At 71.0% G+C, this 16,978-nt stretch carries 15 protein-coding genes and 1 pseudogene; 11 read left to right on the top strand and 5 right to left on the bottom strand.

Going from position 1 to position 16,978, the window contains the following annotated elements; translation table 11 throughout:
• The first annotated feature begins 13 nt into the window (after positions 1 to 13).
• The 6 genes from tal to ACIBK3_RS14295 are packed head-to-tail and all read left to right on the top strand — an operon-like array spanning position 14 to position 6,821.
• Positions 14 to 1,159, top strand: a complete 1,146-nt coding sequence (gene tal / locus ACIBK3_RS14320) for a transaldolase (protein WP_399365297.1) — start codon at positions 14 to 16, stop codon at positions 1,157 to 1,159.
• Positions 1,156 to 2,763 (top strand): glucose-6-phosphate dehydrogenase, encoded by a 1,608-nt coding sequence (gene zwf, locus ACIBK3_RS14315; RefSeq protein ID WP_399365295.1) that lies wholly within the window; start codon positions 1,156 to 1,158, stop codon positions 2,761 to 2,763. Before tal ends, zwf begins: the two co-directional genes overlap by 4 nt.
• Complete coding sequence (gene opcA, locus ACIBK3_RS14310; protein ID WP_399365293.1) at positions 2,760 to 3,695, top strand: glucose-6-phosphate dehydrogenase assembly protein OpcA; 936 nt, start codon at positions 2,760 to 2,762, stop codon at positions 3,693 to 3,695. Before zwf ends, opcA begins: the two co-directional genes overlap by 4 nt.
• Complete coding sequence (gene pgi / locus ACIBK3_RS14305) at positions 3,688 to 5,343, top strand: glucose-6-phosphate isomerase (RefSeq protein ID WP_399365291.1); 1,656 nt, start codon at positions 3,688 to 3,690, stop codon at positions 5,341 to 5,343. Before opcA ends, pgi begins: the two co-directional genes overlap by 8 nt.
• A gap of 1 nt (position 5,344) precedes the next feature.
• A complete protein-coding gene (gene gnd, locus ACIBK3_RS14300) occupies positions 5,345 to 6,226 on the top strand; it encodes a phosphogluconate dehydrogenase (NAD(+)-dependent, decarboxylating) (RefSeq protein ID WP_399365289.1) in 882 nt (293 codons plus the stop codon).
• A gap of 7 nt (positions 6,227 to 6,233) precedes the next feature.
• Positions 6,234 to 6,821: a histidine phosphatase family protein gene (locus tag ACIBK3_RS14295; protein ID WP_399365287.1), complete on the top strand. Its 588-nt coding sequence runs from the start codon at positions 6,234 to 6,236 to the stop codon at positions 6,819 to 6,821.
• A gap of 121 nt (positions 6,822 to 6,942) precedes the next feature.
• Here the strand turns inward: ACIBK3_RS14295 and ACIBK3_RS14290 are convergent, their stop codons facing one another.
• Positions 6,943 to 8,748, bottom strand: a complete 1,806-nt coding sequence (locus ACIBK3_RS14290; protein WP_399365285.1) for a bifunctional sugar phosphate isomerase/epimerase/4-hydroxyphenylpyruvate dioxygenase family protein — start codon at positions 8,746 to 8,748, stop codon at positions 6,943 to 6,945.
• A 49-nt stretch (positions 8,749 to 8,797) separates the two neighbouring features.
• Positions 8,798 to 9,694, bottom strand: coding sequence for a shikimate dehydrogenase (locus tag ACIBK3_RS14285; protein ID WP_399365283.1), 897 nt, complete (start codon positions 9,692 to 9,694; stop codon positions 8,798 to 8,800).
• A 156-nt stretch (positions 9,695 to 9,850) separates the two neighbouring features.
• On the opposite strand from ACIBK3_RS14285, the gene ACIBK3_RS14280 reads away from it, so the two are divergent.
• Both ACIBK3_RS14280 and ACIBK3_RS14275 read left to right on the top strand, forming a co-directional pair.
• Positions 9,851 to 10,516, top strand: a complete 666-nt coding sequence (locus ACIBK3_RS14280) for a TetR/AcrR family transcriptional regulator (RefSeq protein ID WP_399365281.1) — start codon at positions 9,851 to 9,853, stop codon at positions 10,514 to 10,516.
• A 227-nt stretch (positions 10,517 to 10,743) separates the two neighbouring features.
• Positions 10,744 to 12,084: an MFS transporter gene (locus ACIBK3_RS14275; RefSeq protein WP_399365279.1), complete on the top strand. Its 1,341-nt coding sequence runs from the start codon at positions 10,744 to 10,746 to the stop codon at positions 12,082 to 12,084.
• Positions 12,085 to 12,158: 74 nt separating this feature from the next.
• Here ACIBK3_RS14275 and ACIBK3_RS14270 read toward each other — a convergent pair whose 3' ends face one another.
• Together ACIBK3_RS14270 and ACIBK3_RS14265 are read right to left on the bottom strand one after the other, a co-directional pair.
• The gene (locus ACIBK3_RS14270; RefSeq protein WP_399365277.1) at positions 12,159 to 12,596 is read right to left on the bottom strand and encodes a VOC family protein; all 438 of its coding nucleotides are present in this window, start codon (positions 12,594 to 12,596) and stop codon (positions 12,159 to 12,161) included.
• A 120-nt stretch (positions 12,597 to 12,716) separates the two neighbouring features.
• Positions 12,717 to 13,304: a TetR/AcrR family transcriptional regulator gene (locus ACIBK3_RS14265; RefSeq protein WP_399365275.1), complete on the bottom strand. Its 588-nt coding sequence runs from the start codon at positions 13,302 to 13,304 to the stop codon at positions 12,717 to 12,719.
• 86 nt (positions 13,305 to 13,390) lie between these two features.
• On the opposite strand from ACIBK3_RS14265, the pseudogene ACIBK3_RS14260 reads away from it, so the two are divergent.
• A pseudogene (locus tag ACIBK3_RS14260) lies at positions 13,391 to 14,296 on the top strand (NAD(P)-dependent oxidoreductase); the annotation flags it as partial.
• A 23-nt stretch (positions 14,297 to 14,319) separates the two neighbouring features.
• Here the strand turns inward: ACIBK3_RS14260 and ACIBK3_RS14255 are convergent.
• A complete protein-coding gene (locus ACIBK3_RS14255) occupies positions 14,320 to 14,787 on the bottom strand; it encodes a PPOX class F420-dependent oxidoreductase (protein ID WP_399365274.1) in 468 nt (155 codons plus the stop codon).
• Positions 14,788 to 14,860: 73 nt separating this feature from the next.
• Between ACIBK3_RS14255 and ACIBK3_RS14250 the strand changes: the two genes are divergently transcribed.
• Entirely contained in the window at positions 14,861 to 15,436 is a 576-nt protein-coding gene (locus ACIBK3_RS14250; protein WP_399365272.1) for a TetR/AcrR family transcriptional regulator, read from the top strand.
• Positions 15,437 to 15,442: 6 nt separating this feature from the next.
• The gene (locus tag ACIBK3_RS14245) at positions 15,443 to 16,915 is read left to right on the top strand and encodes an MFS transporter (protein WP_399365270.1); all 1,473 of its coding nucleotides are present in this window, start codon (positions 15,443 to 15,445) and stop codon (positions 16,913 to 16,915) included.
• Positions 16,916 to 16,978 lie beyond the last annotated feature (63 nt).

The raw sequence follows: 16,978 nt of genomic DNA, 5'->3' as shown, positions 1-16,978 counted from the left end.
CGCCCGAAAGAAGATGATCACAGTGTCCGAAGCAACCGCGACCGCGGGAGCACTCAAGCGCCTGTCCGACGAGGGCGTCTCCATCTGGCTGGACGACCTGTCACGCAGCCGGATCGAGTCCGGCAACCTCGCCGAACTCGTCGCGACGAAGCACGTGGTGGGTGTCACCACCAACCCGTCCATCTTCCAGGCCGCCATCGGCTCGGGAGAGGGTTACGAGGAGCAGCTCACCGACCTCGCCGTGCGAGGCGTCACGGTCGACGAGGCCGTCCGCATGATGACCACCGCCGATGTCCGCGCCGCCGCCGACATCCTGCGGCCCGTGTACGACGCGACCGGCGGCCGGGACGGCCGGGTCTCCATCGAGGTCGACCCGCGCCTCGCCCACGACACGGCGGCGACGATCGCCGAGGCGAAGCAGCTGTCCTGGCTGGTCGACCGTCCCAACGTCATGATCAAGATCCCGGCGACGAAGGCCGGCCTCCCGGCGATCACCGAGGTCATCGGCCTCGGCATCAGCGTCAACGTCACCCTGATCTTCTCCCTGGAGCGCTACGGCGAGGTCATGGACGCCTACCTCGCGGGCCTGGAGAAGGCGCGGAAGGCGGGGCTGGACCTCTCGCGGATCCACTCCGTGGCCTCCTTCTTCGTCTCCCGCGTCGACTCCGAGATCGACAAGCGGCTGACGCTGCTCGGCACGGACGAGGCCCTCGCCCTGAAGGGGAAGGCGGCCCTCGCCAACGCGCGGCTCGCCTACGAGGCGTACGAGAGCGTCTTCGCCGGTGAGCGCTGGACGGCCCTCGCCGGTACCCGGGCCACCAAGCAGCGTCCGCTGTGGGCCTCCACCGGCGTGAAGGACCCGGCGTACAAGGACACGCTGTACGTCGACGAGCTGGTCGCGCCCGGCACGGTCAACACGATGCCGGAGGCCACGCTGAACGCCGCCGCCGACCACGGCGACATCACCGGCGACACCGTGACCGGCGGCTACGCACAGGCCCGCGCCGACCTCGCGGCCGTGGAGCGGCTCGGGATCTCCTACGACGAGGTCGTCCAGCAGCTGGAGGACGAGGGCGTCGCCAAGTTCGAGGCGGCCTGGCAGGACCTGCTGAACACCGTGACGAAGTCCCTGAACAGCAAGGGGGTTGACGGGGAATGAGCAAGAAGCGCTCCGAGACGACCACCGAGGGGACCTCGGCAGAACCCGCGGCGGAGGTGACCGTCCCCGTCCTCCCGGCGGCCGACTGGTCCAACCCCCTGCGCCACCCCCAGGACCGCCGGCTCCCCCGGATCGCCGGCCCGTCGGGTCTGGTCATCTTCGGCGTCACCGGCGACCTGTCCCGCAAGAAGCTGATGCCGGCCGTCTACGACCTCGCCAACCGCGGTCTGCTGCCGCCGGGCTTCTCGCTCCTCGGGTTCGCCCGCCGGGACTGGGAGGACCAGGACTTCGCGCAGGTCGTGCACGACGCGGTCCGTGAGTACGCGCGCACCGAGTTCCGCGAGGAGGTCTGGCAGCAGCTCGCCGAGGGCATGCGGTTCATCCCCGGCGACTTCGACGACGACACCGCGTTCAAGCAACTGCGGTCCGCTGTCGATGAGCTGGACGCGTCGCGCGGTACGAGCGGCAACTACGCGTTCTATCTCTCCGTACCGCCGAAGTTCTTCCCGAAGGTCGTCCAGCAGCTGAAGAAGCACGGGCTCGCCAGCGCCCCGGAGGGGTCCTGGCGGCGCGCGGTGATCGAGAAGCCCTTCGGGCGGGACCTGGCCAGCGCCCGTGAGCTGAACGCGCTCGTGCACGACGTGTTCGAGCCGGACCAGGTGTTCCGCATCGACCACTACCTCGGCAAGGAGACCGTCCAGAACATCCTGGCGCTCCGCTTCGCCAACCAGATGTACGAGCCGATCTGGAACCGGTCGTACGTCGACCACGTACAGATCACCATGGCCGAGGACATCGGCATCGGCGGCCGGGCCGGCTACTACGACGGCATCGGCGCCGCCCGTGACGTCATCCAGAACCACCTGCTCCAGCTCATGGCCCTCACCGCCATGGAGGAGCCGATCGCCTTCGACGCCGAGTCGCTGCTCACCGAGAAGCTCAAGGTGCTCAAGTCGGTGCGGCTGCCGGAGAGCATCGGCGAGCACACCGTGCTGGCGCAGTACGCGGAGGGCTGGCAGGGCGGCGCGAAGGTGCCCGGGTACCTCCAGGAGGAGGGCATCGACCCGCAGTCCAAGACGGACACGTACGCGGCCATCAAGCTGGAGGTGGACAACCGCCGCTGGGCGGGCATCCCCTTCTACCTGCGCACCGGCAAGCGGCTGGGCCGCCGGGTCACCGAGATCGCGGTGGTCTTCAAGCGGGCCCCGCACTCCCCCTTCGACTCCACCGCCACCGAGGAGCTCGGCCAGAACGCGATCGTCATCCGGGTCCAGCCGGACGAGGGCATGACGGTCCGTTTCGGCTCCAAGGTGCCGGGCACGTCGATGGAGATCCGGGACGTGTCGATGGACTTCGCCTACGGCGAGTCGTTCACGGAGTCCAGCCCGGAGGCGTACGAGCGCCTCATCCTGGACGTCCTCCTCGGCGACGCCAACCTGTTCCCCCGCCACCAGGAAGTGGAAGAGTCCTGGAAGATCCTCGACCCGATCGAGGAGTACTGGGCGAACCACGGCAGGCCGGCGCAGTACGCGTCGGGCACCTGGGGACCCGAGGAAGCCGACGAGATGCTCGCACGAGACGGACGGAGCTGGCGCAGGCCATGAAGATCGACCTGACCGACACCACGGCAAGCAAGATCAACAAGGCGCTGGTGCAGGGTCGCCGCGCCATCGGCACACCGGCCGTGGGCATGGTCCTGACGATGGTGATCGTCACGGACGAGGAGAACGCCTACGACGCGATCAAGGCGGCCGAGGAGGCCTCGCACGAGCACCCCTCGCGCACCCTGGTCGTCATCAAGCGGCTGGCCCGCACCCCGCGTGACCGTACCCAGTCCCGCCTCGACGCCGAGGTACGGGTGGGCGCCGACGCCGGCACCGGCGAGACGGTGATCCTGCGGACCTACGGCGAGGTGTCCGACCACGCCGACTCCGTCGTCCTGCCGCTGCTGCTGCCGGACGCCCCGGTCGTCGTGTGGTGGCCGGTGGACGCCCCGGAGAACCCGGCCAAGGACCCGCTGGGCGCGCTGGCCCAGCGCCGGATCACCGACCTGTACGCCGTCGGGAACCCCCTCCAGGTGCTGGAGACCCGGGTCCGCTCCTACGCGCCCGGCGACACCGACCTCGCCTGGACCCGGCTGACCCCGTGGCGCTCGATGCTGGCCGCCGCCCTGGACCAGGCACGGGTGAAGGTGACCTCGGCGGCGGTGGAGGCCGAGGAGGAGAACCCGGCCGCCGAACTGCTGGCCCGCTGGCTGGAGGCCCGCCTCGGCGTCACCGTCGACCGGATCGTCACCGCGGGACCGGTGGTCACGGCCGTGCGTCTGGGCACCGCGAACGGCGAGATCGTCATCGACCGCCCCGAGGGCCCGCTGGCCACGCTGTCCCTGCCGGGCCAGCCCTCGCGCACCCTCGCGCTGAAGGTCCGCACCACCTCCGAACTCATCGCCGAGGAGCTGCGGCGCCTCGACGCGGACGAGATGTACGCCGTCGCCCTGCAGGGCGAGGGCACCAAGGAGATCCCCGCTCATGTCTGACTCCGTTTCCGATTCCCCCAAGCTCACCCGCAGGCCTCAGTGGGCCGCCCTGGAGGACCACCGCGCCGAGTGGCACGCGCATCTGCGTGACCTGTTCGCGGCGGACCCCGGGCGTGCGGAACGGTATGTCGTACGCGTCGGAGACCTGCGTATCGACTACTCGAAGAACCTGGTCACCGACGAGACGCTGGCGCTGCTGCAGGAACTGGCCACCGCCACCGACGTGTTCGGGCTGCGGGACGCCATGTTCCGCGGCGAGAAGATCAACATCACCGAGGACCGGGCCGTCCTGCACACCGCGCTGCGTGCCCCCGCGAACGCGGTGATCGAGGTCGACGGCGAGAACGTCGTCCCCAGGGTCCACGCGGTCCTCGACCAGATGAGCGACTTCGCCCGGCGGGTGCGCTCCGGCGAGTGGACCGGCCACACCGGCAAGCGGATCCGCAACGTCGTCAACATCGGCATCGGCGGCTCCGACCTGGGCCCGGCGATGGCCTACGAGGCGCTGCGGGCGTACACCGACCGCTCGCTGACCTTCCGGTTCGTGTCCAACGTGGACGGCGCCGACCTGCACGAGGCCGTGCGTGACCTGGACCCGGCGGAGACCCTGTTCATCGTCGCGTCCAAGACGTTCACCACGATCGAGACGATCACCAACGCCACCTCGGCGCGCACCTGGCTCCTCAAGGGGCTCAGCGACGAGAAGGCGGTCGCCCGGCACTTCGTCGCGCTGTCGACGAACGCCGAGAAGGTCACCGAGTTCGGTATCGACCCGGACAACATGTTCCAGTTCTGGGACTGGGTCGGCGGGCGCTACTCCTACGACTCGGCGATCGGCCTGTCCCTGATGATCGCCATCGGCCCGGACCGCTTCCGGGAGATGCTCGACGGTTTCCGGATCGTCGACGAGCACTTCCGCAACGCGCCCGCCGAGGCCAACGCCCCGCTGCTGCTGGGCCTGTTGGGCGTCTGGTACGGCAACTTCTTCGACGCGCAGTCGCACGCCGTGCTGCCGTACAGCCACTACCTGTCCAAGTTCACCGCGTACCTGCAGCAGCTGGACATGGAGTCCAACGGCAAGTCGGTGGACCGTGACGGCCACCCGGTGCAGTGGCAGACCGGGCCGGTGGTGTGGGGTACGCCTGGCACCAACGGGCAGCACGCCTACTACCAGTTGATCCACCAGGGCACCAAGCTCATCCCGGCCGACCTGATCGGCTTCGCCCGTCCCATTGACGAGCTGAGCGACGAACTCAAGGCGCAGCACGACCTGTTGATGGCCAACCTGTTCGCGCAGGGGCAGGCGCTGGCCTTCGGCAAGACCGCCGACGAGGTGCGCGCGGAGGGCGTGGCCGAGGAGCAGGTCCCGCACCGCACGTTCAAGGGCAACCACCCGACGACCACGATCCTGGCGAAGGACCTCACCCCCTCGGTCCTCGGCCAGCTGATCGCCCTCTACGAGCACAAGGTGTTCGTGCAGGGCGCGATCTGGAACATCGACTCCTTCGACCAGTGGGGCGTGGAACTCGGCAAGGTCCTCGCCAAGCGCGTGGAACCCGCCCTCACCGAGGGCGCGGACGTTCCCGGTCTCGACTCCTCCACCGCCGCTCTCGTGGCCACGTATCGTGAACTGAAGGAAGTGCACTGACATGCAGCTCGGTCTCATCGGCCTCGGCAAGATGGGCGGCAACATGCGGGAGCGGATCCGCCTCGCCGGCCACACCGTCATCGGCTACGACCGCAACCCCGAACTCTCCGACGTGAGCAGCCTGGCCGAACTGGTCGACAAGCTGGCAGCGCCGCGCACGGTCTGGGTGATGGTCCCGGCGGGCGCCCCCACCCAGTCCGTCGTCGACGAACTCGGCGGCCTCCTCTCCGCCGGCGACACCGTGGTCGACGGCGGCAACTCCCGCTGGACCGACGACGAGAAGCACGCCGAGGAGCTCGGTGCCAAGGGCATCGGCTTCGTCGACGCGGGCGTCTCCGGCGGTGTGTGGGGACTGAAGAACGGCTACGCCCTGATGGTCGGCGGCGAGAAGGAGCACGTCGACCGGCTCCAGCCGATCTTCGACGCGCTCAAGCCCGAGGGCCACTACGGCTACGTCCACGCCGGCAAGGTCGGCGCCGGGCACTTCTCCAAGATGGTCCACAACGGCATCGAGTACGCCATGATGCAGGCGTACGCCGAGGGCTGGGAGCTGCTGGAGAAGGTCCACTCCGTGACCGACGTACGCGAGGTCTTCCGCTCCTGGCAGGAGGGCACGGTCATCCGCTCCTGGCTGCTCGACCTGGCCGTCAACGCCCTGGACGACGACGAGCACCTGGAGAAGCTGCGCGGCTTCGCCCAGGACTCCGGCGAGGGCCGCTGGACCGTCGAGGCCGCCATCGACAACGCGGTGCCGCTGCCCGCGATCACCGCCTCTCTCTTCGCGCGGTTCGCGTCCCGCCAGGACGACTCCCCGCAGATGAAGATGGTCGCGGCGCTGCGCAACCAGTTCGGCGGCCACGCCGTCGAGTCGGCGAAGGAGTAGTCCGGCCGTGGGGGACCTCCTTCTGGTCCGCCACGGTGAGACGGAGTGGAGCGTGTCGGGCCAGCACACCAGCTGGACCGACCTGCCCCTCACCCAGCACGGCGAGGAACAGGCCAAGTCCCTCGCTCCGCTCCTCTCCTCGCGGACCTTCGCCCTCGCGCTGGCCAGCCCGCTGAACCGCGCGATACGCACCGCCGAACTGGCGGGCATCAACGGGGTCGTACCGGACCCCGACCTGCAAGAGTGGGACTACGGCGGCTACGAGGGCGTCACCACCGTCGACATCCACCGCACCCGCCCCGACTGGTACCTGTGGACCGACGGCGTGCCGCCCGGCCCACAGGGCCACCCCGGAGAGTCGCCCGAGCAGGTGGGGCAGCGCGCCGACCGGCTGCTCGCCCGTGTGGACTCCGCCCTGCCGGACGGCGACGTGATCCTGGTGGCCCACGGCCACTTCCTGCGGGTGCTGACGGCACGCCGGCTGGGGCTGCCTCCGGCCGACGGACGGCTGTTCCAGCTCGCGACCGGAACGGTCAGCCGGCTTTCGACGGAGCACGACCGGCCGGTCATCGCGGAGTGGAACACCCGGCCGTAGCACAGCCGGAGTGACAGATGCCGGCCCGAGTGCGTACTCGGGCCGGTTTCTTGTCGGTTGACAAGCCCCGTCAGCCGACCGGTGCCTGGCCACGACGGTCTTCGCCGGCGTGCCCGGACGGTCAGCCGCCGGCGAGCCGCTTGACCGCGTGCTGGGCCGCCAGCCGCACCGGGGCGTTCGAGGCGCCGTAGCCCCGGTAGCCGCCGTCGCGCTGGACCAGTTCGAAGAAGACCTGGCCGACGGTGTGGGTGTAGCAATGGCGGAAGGTGCCGTGCGCGTCCCGGTCGTAGAGGATGCCGAGTGCGCGGTACGTCTCCAGCTCGCCGTCGGCCAACTCGTACCGGGCGGCGAGGTCGTCGTAGTAGTTGGCCGGTATCGGCAGCAGCCGGCCGCCGGCCGCGAGGAAGCGGCGGGCCGCGGTGACCACGTCGCCGGTGGCGAGCGCGATGTGCTGGGCGTGGACCGTGTCGTCGGTGGGTGCCGCGCCGACCGAGAGGGCGATGCGCACGCTGCCGTCGGCGGTGGTGACGGCGCGGCTGCGCAGCAGACCGTACGGGTCGGCGACATCGACGCTCTCCTGGGCCTTCAGGCCGAGCACACTGCGGTGGAAGAGGGCTGCCTCGTCGAAGTGATGCCAGGGCTGGGTGAGGGCGAGGTGGTCGATGCCGGACACGTCCCCGGCGGCGGACGGAACCTCGACGTCCTCGAAGTCGGCCCGCCAGTCGGGGAGTCCGGGGCGGTTCGTGGCGCAGAAGAACAGTTCCGTGCCGTCGGGGGCGGCGACCGCGTCGAGCAGGGAGTCCTCGGGGGCGCGGCGGCGTGGCAGGACGGGGGCGAGCAGGGCCTCGGCGCGGCGGGCGGCGGCGGCCGGGTCCGGTGACTCCAGGCCGATGGCGGCGAGGTGGGTACCGTCCCGGCGTACGGCCGTCCCGGTGTTGACCAGGACGCGGGCCGCGCCCTGCTGCCACAGGTCAACGGGCTTGCTGCGGTGCCGTGCGGTGCGGGCGAAGCCCAGGGCGCCGAGCAGGGTGGAGAGGGGGTCGGCGTCCGGGGTGACGAGTTCGGCGAACGCGATGCCCCTGGGGACGACCGGCGCGGGCGGTGCGGCGGCACCCACCGCCTCCTGGAGGACCAGCAGGGAGCGGCGGGCGTCGACGGCGGTGGGCCCGGCCTCGGCCTGCCGGAAGACGTCGTTGAAGATCTCCAGGGAGAGCGGACCGTCGTATCCGGTGCGCAGCACATGGCCGAGGAGCGCGGCCACGTCGAAGCCGCCCTGGCCGGGGAAGCAGCGGTAATGGCGGCTCCACTGCAGGACGTCCATCGCGAGCAACGGGGCGTCGGCGAGCTGGAGGAAGAAGATCTTCCCGCCGGGGATGGCCTCGATGCCTTTGAGGTCCTCGGGGTCGGAGCTTCGGGACAGGATGTGGAAGCTGTCCAGGCAGGTCCCGAGCGCGGGGTGGCCGGCCGTCTCGACGATGTGCCAGGCGTGGTCGTACGTGCTGACGTGCCGTCCCCAGGCGAGCGCCTCGTAGGCGACCCGGATGCCGAAGTCCTGGGCCAGGTCGGCCAGTTCGCTGAGCTGCTCGGCGGCGAGGGCGTCGTCGTCGACTGCGTACGGGGAGACGCTGGAGCAGACGAGGACGGTGTCGGCGCCGAGCCGGCCCATCAGCTCGAACTTGTGCCGGGCGCGCCGCAGGTTGCGGGTGAACCCGTCCGGCGGCACGGCCTCGATGTCGCGCATCGGCTGGTAGAGGTCGACGGTGAGGCCGAGGTCGGCGCAGCGGGCCCGGATCTCCTCGGGGGTGAGGGGACTGGCGAGCAGGTCGTTCTCGAAGATCTCGACGCCGTCGAAGCCGGCCCGGGAGGCGGCCGTCAGCTTCTCGGTGAGGGATCCGCTGAGGGAGACGGTGGCGATGGACGTACGCACATCTGTACCTCTGTTTCTCTGAAGGTCCCTGGTTCGTGGACTCCGTGGGCTATTGACGGGCTCCCACGGCCCCGGACAGCTCGGCGAAGTCGGCCAGCATCGCCGCGCTGTCGGGTTCCCGGCCGGTGAACAGCCGGAACGCGTCCGCGGCCTGGAAGACGGCCATGCCGCCGCCGTCGAGGGTGGCGCAGCCGAGCTCGCGGGCGGTGCGCAGCAGGTCCGTCTCCAGCGGGCGGTAGACCACCTCGGCGATCCACAGCCCGGGGCTCAGCAGGTCGGCCGGGAGGGGCAGGCCGGGGTGGGCGGCCATGCCGGTCGGGGTGGCGTGCACCAGGCCGCCGAGGCCGTCGGCCTGCGCGAGCAGCTCCGCGAGCCGGTCGGGGGTGGCAGGGGCGGCGCGGCCGTCGCCGAAGTGCCGGTTCAGCGAGTCGGCGAGAGCGGCGGCCCGCTCGGGCAGCGGGTCGACGACGGTGACCCGTTCGGCGCCGAGGGTGAGCGTGGCGTGCGCGACGGCCGCGCCCGCGCCGCCGGCCCCCAGCTGTACGACCCTCTCCAGCGGTACGTCGGGCAGGCCGCGCGCGAAGGAGGCGGCGAAACCGGTCACGTCGGTGTTGTGGCCGACGGCCCGGCCGCCTCGTTCGAAGACGACGGTGTTGACCGCGCCGAGGGCCTCGGCCTGCGGGGCGAGCTCGTCGAGGTGCCGGATGACGTGCTGCTTGCACGGATGCGTGATGTTGAGCCCGTCGAAGCCCAGGTCACGGGCGGTCCGCAACAGATCGCCGACGGCCTCGGGCCGGACGCCGAGGGTGTCGATGTCGAGGAGCCGGTACAGATAGCGCAGCCCCTGACGGTCGGCCTCCCGCTCGTGCAGCGCCGGGCTGAGCGAGGGGCCGATGCCGGAACCGATCAGTCCGACGAGATACGAGTCCTTGTCCTGGGACGGCACCGAGGTCCTCCTGAGCGGCTCACTAATGTACGGACTAGTACGTTAGCTATATCAGCGCGCAGAGGCCACGGGAAGCCCTCGGCGGGGAATCCCGGACCTGCGCGACGGCCCGCCTCATACAATCTCCGGCACTGGCCCCTTGCCCGAAGGAACCCGATGACCAGCGTCGAAGAACCGGCACGACCGAACGGGCGGATCCGTGACGCCGCCCGCACCCAGGCCGAGATCCTCGACGTGGCCACGCAGGAGTTCGCCCGGGCCGGCTTCGACGGGGCCCGGGTGGACGAGATCGCCGCCCGCACCCGCACCACGAAGCGGATGATCTACTACTACTTCGGCGGCAAGGAGCAGTTGTTCACGGCCGTCCTGGAGCGGGCGTACGCCGTGATCCGCGAGGCCGAGCAGCAGCTCGACGTGGAGCATCTGGACCCGGTCGCGGCCATCCGGCGGCTGGCCGAGGTCACCTTCGACCACCACGAGCGGCATCCGGACTTCATCCGCCTGGTCAGCATCGAGAACATCCACGGGGCGGAGCACATCGCGGCCTCGGAGAAGCTGGGCAAGATCGGCTCACCCGCGCTCGACGTGATCGGCCGGATCCTGGCCTCGGGGCAGGAGTCGGGGCTGTTCACGGCCGATGTGGACGCGGTCGACCTGCACGCGATGATCAGCTCTTTCTGCTTCTTCCGGGTCGCCAACCGGCATACGTTCGGCGCCCTGTTCGGCCGTGACCTGGTCGATCCCGCGCAGCGCGAGCACTACCGCGCGATGCTCGGCGACATGGTGATCGCGTATCTGACGGCGGAGCGCGCGGCGGACTGAGACGCGCTCCGGAGGAACGGGCTCCTTCGGCACGACCCCTTGACACCCGAGAAACGTCGGCGCAACATCCCACCCACCGCCACTAACTACCCAGTGGGTTAATTAGCCGCGAACCGGCCTGCCTCCCCTCCGCTCTCCCTTCCCCCCCGCGCTCTCTCCTGTCCGCTCCCCCTCCGCCCTCCCTCCGCTCACTCCCCTACGGTGGAGTCCTCCCGAAGGAGCACGCCGTGCCCGTCCCCGCCACACCTGTCGGCCAGCCGAGAAAAGCCGCCCTGGCGGCCTGGATCGGCAGCGCCCTGGAGTACTACGACTTCTTCATCTACGGCAGCGCCGCGGCGCTGATCTTCCCCGACGTCTTCTTCGACGAGTCCGACCCGGCCACCGCGACCCTGCTCTCGCTGGCCACGTTCGGCGTGGCGTACGCGGCCCGGCCGGTGGGCGCGCTCTTCCTCGGGCACTTCGGCGACAAGCTCGGCCGCAAGAAGATCATGGTCTTCACGCTGATCCTGATGGGCCTGTCGACGTTCCTCATCGGCTGTCTGCCCACCCGCGGCCAGGTCGGCACGCTCGCCCCGGTCCTGCTGGTGCTGTGCCGGGTGCTGCAGGGCATCTCGGCGGCCGGCGAACAGGCCAGCGCCAACTCCATGACGCTGGAGCACGCGCCGCCGAGCCGGCGCGGCTTCTTCACCAGCTTCACCCTCAGCGGCACGCAGGGCGGGCAGCTGCTCGCCACCCTCGTCTTCATCCCCGTCGCCGCGCTGCCCGACGACCAGCTGCTGTCCTGGGGCTGGCGGGTGCCGTTCTGGATGAGCGTCGCGGTCGCCGTGGCCGGCTTCGTCATCCGCCGCCGCCTGGAGGAGACCCCGGCCTTCACGCGGCAGGCCGCCTCGGAGGGAGTCGTCCGGCTGCCCCTGATGATCCTCATGCGCGAGCACTGGGCGGACGTCCTGCGGGTGATCGCGGGCGCCCTCGTCGCCTCGGTCAGCACGATCTTCACGGTGTGGGCGCTGTCGTACGCCACCAGCGACTCGGTCGGCATGTCCCGGTCCTCGATGCTTTGGGTGGGCGCCCTGGCCAACGTGGTCGCGCTCGCCGCGATCCCCCTGTGGGCCACGCTGTCGGACCGCATCGGCCGCCGCCCGGTGTACCTGATCGGCGCGGCCGGCAGCGCCGTGGCGATGTTCGCCTACCTCTGGGCGATCTCCACCGGCAACTACGCCCTGACCCTCGTCCTGGGCATCGTGGCCTTCGGCGTCGTCTACAGCGCCGCGAACGGTGTGTGGCCGTCCTTCTACGGCGAGATGTTCACGACCCGGGTCCGGCTGTCCGGCATGGCCATCGGCACCCAGATCGGCTTCGCCGTGGCCGGCTTCGCGGTGACCTTCGCGGCGCAGATCGCGGGCCCCGACGGCGACGACTGGTCGGCGGTCGCGCTGTTCACGGCGGCCCTGTGCGTGCCGCCGGTGATCGCGGTGCTCTCGGCCCGGGAGACCCACAAGGTGCCGACGGAACGGCTCGGCGAGCACGGCTCCCGTGCGGCGGCCCAGCCGGAGACGGTGTCGGCCTGAGCGCTGTCCCGCGCGTGCCCCGGGCTGCCACGACGGCGCCCGGGGCACAGACGGGAAGGCCGCGCCCCTGCCGATCAGGAACGGGACGCCGCCGCCACGCAGAACTCGTTGCCCTCCGGGTCGGCCATCACGACGTGGTGCCCGTCGACCTCCTCCAGGACGGCACCGCCCGCCTTCACCAGCCGCCCGGACTCCGCTCTGATCCGCGCCCACCGCTCCTCGGGACTGCCGTGGCCCGGTACGCGGATGTCGATGTGCAGGCGGTTCTTGGCCGTCTTGGGCTCGGGAACCTTCAGGATGGACAGGCGGGGGCCGACGCCGTCGGGATCGCAGAGCCAGGCACCGTCGTCCACCGAGTCGTCCTCCGGCAGAGCCAAACTGGCGAACCACTCCTCGCGGGTCCGGAAGGGAGCCGGTGGCGGTTCGTCGACGTATCCCAGGGCGGTCTTCCAGAAGGCGGCGAGGAGCCGCGCGTCCGCGCCGTCGAGGGTGAGATCGATTCGGGCAGCCATGTCAGGACCGTACTGGACACCACTGACAATCCAGTCGTCATGGAGTCCTCATGGCGGCCTCATCGAGTCCTGGGCCTGGGATTCAGGGTCTGCGGACCGCCCCCCTTCCGCCCCCTCCGCCTACGTCGCCGCCGCATCCAGCAGCGGCCCCAGCTCCCGTGTCACGGCCGTCAAGGCCCGCACATCCCGCTCGGCACGGGCGATCAGGATCGCTCCCTCCAGTGCGCTGATCATCAGCGTGGCGAGGGGTTCCGCGCGGTCGGACGGGACGCCCATGTCGGTGAGGGCCCGGGCGACCGGTCCGGTCCATGTGGCGAAGGCGGCGGCCGCGGCCTCGCGGGTGGAGGCGACGGACTCGGCGCAGTCGACGGTCGCCGCGGCGACCGGGCAGCCCGCGGCGAAACCCTCCGCGCCGTACTCGTCGGTCCACTGCCGCACCATCGCCGCGAACAGCCCGCTGGGCGTGGGCGTCGCAAGCCCCGCCAGGAAGCGGGCGACGCGCTTGCCGGCGTAGCGGCCCGCCCAGTCGACGGCCTCGTTGACGAGCTGTTCCTTGCCGCCGGGGAAGTAGTGCTGGAGGGAGCCCCGGGGCGCCCCGGCGCTCGCGGCGACGTCCCGCATGCCCGTCGCGGTGACGCCGTCGCGGCGGATGAGCTGGGCTGCGCTGAAGACCATCCGCTCGCGCGGCCCGTGGGTGGACTCCGCCATCCTCTACCTCCTCGCACCGACCTGCACCACCACCCTATGACAACTGTCATAACGCACACTACTATGACCGCTGTCATAAGCAGCGCCCCACCTCGGACAGGCGGTACGCCGTGCGGCACGTCGGCTTCATCGGACTCGGTGTCATGGGACAGCCCATGGCACTGCGACTGGCCCGTTCCGGCACACCCCTGACGGTGTGGAACCGCACGCCCACCCGCTCCGAGCCGCTGCGCGCGGCCGGTGCCGAGGTGGTGGACGGACCCGCCGAGGTGTTCGCGCGGACGGACGTCGTCCTCCTCATGCTGGCCGACGGCCGCGCCGTCGACACCGTCCTGGGCCGCGGGACCCCGGACTTCGCCGAGCGGGTCTGCGGACGCGTCATCGTCCACATGGGCACGACCTCACCCGAGTACTCACAGGCCCTGGAGTCCGACATCCGTGCGGCGGGCGGACGCTACGTCGAGGCACCCGTCTCCGGCTCCCGACTACCGGCGCAGAACGGTCAGCTGGTGGGGATGCTGGCCGGAGCGCAGGACGCGGTGACGGTCGTACGCCCGCTGCTCGCACCCGTGTGCCGGGAGACGTTCATCTGCGGACCCGCGCCGAACGCCCTGCTCATGAAGTTGTCAGTGAACCTCTTCCTGATCACGCAGGTCACCGGCCTCACCGAGGCGTTCCACTTCGCCGAAGGACAGGGCCTGGACCGACGGCTGTTCCTGGACGTCCTGGACGCGGGCCCGATGGCCAGCGCCGTCTCCCGGATGAAGGCTCCCAAGCTGCTGGACCGCGACTTCACGGTGCAGGCCGCCGCCCACGACGTACTGAAGAACAACCGGCTGATCGCCGAGGCCGCCCGCAGGACCGGCCTCGCCTCACCACTGCTCGACGTGTGCCACGCGCTGTTCGAGGAGACCGTGGCGTCGGGGCACGGCGGCGAGGACATGGCGGCGGTCCTGCGGGCGATCGAGGCACGCACCGGGAACGGGTCCTAGGTCCGAACGCAGTCGTTCAGGGCTCAGTCGGCACCCTTGGGAATTCCGTACGCCCTGTCCACCCTCAGCCGCAGCACCAGCCGTCGGTCGCGGATCATGGCGGCCCGGTAGTCGTCCCAGTCCGGGTGCTCGCCCTGCACGTCACGGTAGAGCCGGACGAGTTCCTCCACGGTCTCGTCGTACGGCTCCTTCGCCACGGGCGAGAGGTCGGCCGTACCCTCGGCGACCGTGTACGCCCACCGGTCGGCGGTGGTCACGTGGTACGAGGCGCGCGGGTCACGGCGCAGATTGCGGGTCTTGGCGCGGTCGTCGGTGAGGGAGACCCGGATGATCCGCTCATCCGGGTAGTAGGCGTGACTGACGTTCGACAGCTGGGGCCGGCCGTCGCGCTTGAGGGTGACCAGCACCCCGCCGTGGCCCTGGGAGAGCAGCTGGAGCAGTGCGTCCTGCGTCGCGTCATGCGTCGGATCCTGAGTCGCGTCCTGAGTCATGCCTGGATCAACCTGCGTGAGGACCGGGCACATTCCCGTAGACAGTGTCTACGGACGGTGGTAGACACTGTCTATGCATCTGGACGAAACCGAGCCCGGGCTGCGCGGCCGCCTGGTCGACGTCGGCGTGGAGCTGGTCAGCCAGGAGGGCGCCCAGGCGCTCACCCTGCGGGAGATCGCGCGGCGGGCGGGCGTCTCGCACGGGGCACCGCGCCGCTACTTCCCCACCCATCTGGAGCTGCTGTCGGCCATCGCCCGCCGCGGCTTCGACGCCCTCGCGGCCCGGGTGGCGGAGACGATCGGCGACGGTACGACGAGCCCGCGCACGCAGCTGGCGGCGCTGGCGCGCTGCTACCTGGAGTTCGCGCTGGACAACCGCGGCATGTACGAGCTGATGTTCCGTCATGATCTGCTGGAGAGCGGTCATCTGGGGCTACGGGACACCAGCCTGCCGCTGTTCGGGCGCCTGGTGGAACTGGTCGGCCGGGTGCGTCCGGACGCCGAAGCCCGGTTGGCCGCCGGGGCGTTGTGGGCGAACCTGCACGGCGTCGCCCAGCTGTGGGGCTGGGGCAGCCTCCCCCTCGCCACCGGCACGGACGACTTCGTACCGTTGCTGCGGTCCGCTCTGGACGCGCATCTCGGTCCGTAGGGCCGTATGACCGGACACCGGCGTCTCACCCTCGCGAGCAGTGTGGTCGGCGCCGTGATCGTCGCGATGGACGGCACGGTCCTCACCGTCGCACAGCCGACCCTGCAACGCGATCTGGGCGCGTCCTTCGCCCAGGTCCAGTGGACCAGCACCGGTTACCTCATCGCAATGGCAAGCCTGTTGGTGTTCGCGGGGCGGCTCGGCGACCGATACGGACACCGGCGGCTCTTCGCCGTCGGGATGCTCGGCTTCGGTGTCACCTCGGCGGGCATCGGAGTGGCGCCCGGGACCGGCTGGGTGATCGGACTGCGGGTCGTCCAGGGAGTGTTCGGGGCGCTGTCGCAGCCCGCCACCCTGGGGATGCTGCGTGCCGCGTTCCCGCCCGACCGCCTGCGGGGACCGATCGCGGTGCGCACGGCCGCGATCGGGGTGGCGGCCGCCGTGGGGCCCTTGGTGGGCGGCGCGCTGGTGGCCGGCCCAGGCTGGCGGGCCGTGTTCTTCCTCCACGTGATCCCCGCCGTGGTGTTCGGCGCGCTCGCCCTGGTGATGCCAGGGCGGGGGCGGAAGCAGGCAGGGGCGGAACAGATCGTCCCCAGCCCCGCCCCGCTTGACCTGCAGCAGACCGTCCCCCGCCCAACCCCCCTCGACCTGCCCGGCGCCCTGTTGCTCGCGGTGACCCTGGCGGGCCTCGTCCATGTCCTCGCCGGCCTCGCCGGCCTCGCCGTCACCGCCACGCTTCCGAGCCCCGGCTGGACGACTCTGGGCGAGATCGGGCTGGTGATCGGCGCGGGTGTCGGCTTCGTCCGGCACGAGCGGCGGACGCGGAGCCCGCTGATTCCGCCGGACATCGTCGGCTCGACGGCCGTCGGAACGGCGCTCGGCATCCTGGCCGCCGCCTCGGCTGCCCTGTCGGGCACGCTGTTCGTCTCCACGTACCTCCTGCAGTACACGATCGGTCTCGACTCGTTCCACAGTGCCCTGCGCAGCCTGCCGTTGGCGGTCCTGATGGTGCTCGCCGCGCCCACGTGTGCCGTACTGCTGCGGCGGGCCGGCGCCCGTCGGACGAGCGTGGCGGCGATGCTCGTCCTCGCCCTCGGGATCCTGCTGCTCGCCCGGGCCTCGGGCACGTTCGCGCTGTGCGCCGGCTTCGGGCTGCTGGGGGCCGGGTTCGGCACGGTGATGGTGGCGGCGACCCATGTCGTCGTACGGCACAGCGCGGTCGAGGCGGCCGGGTTGGCGGGCGGCCTCCAGCAGACGGCGATGAACGTCGGGCCGACGCTCGGCGTGGCGGCCGCGACCGTGCTCATGGGGCCGGACGGCGGGCGGCAGCTGCCGCTCACCGTCCTCGCCGGCGTGGCTCTGGCCGGCGCGGTGGCGGCCGGCGCGCTGCCGGGCCGTTCCGCCGGGGCGCTCGACGATCGACGTGACGACGATCATGGTGTCACGGGGGTCCGCTCATCTGTTCCTGCGCGACGATGATGTCTGAGGTCCTCCCGGCGGGGTATGCCGGACCGCACCTCGACGAACGGCGACGGAGGAGAA

It is taken from the genome of Streptomyces sp. NPDC050287, assembly GCF_044459385.1.
Taxonomy (GTDB): domain Bacteria; phylum Actinomycetota; class Actinomycetes; order Streptomycetales; family Streptomycetaceae; genus Streptomyces.
This window is presented reverse-complemented; position numbering and strand designations above follow the sequence as displayed.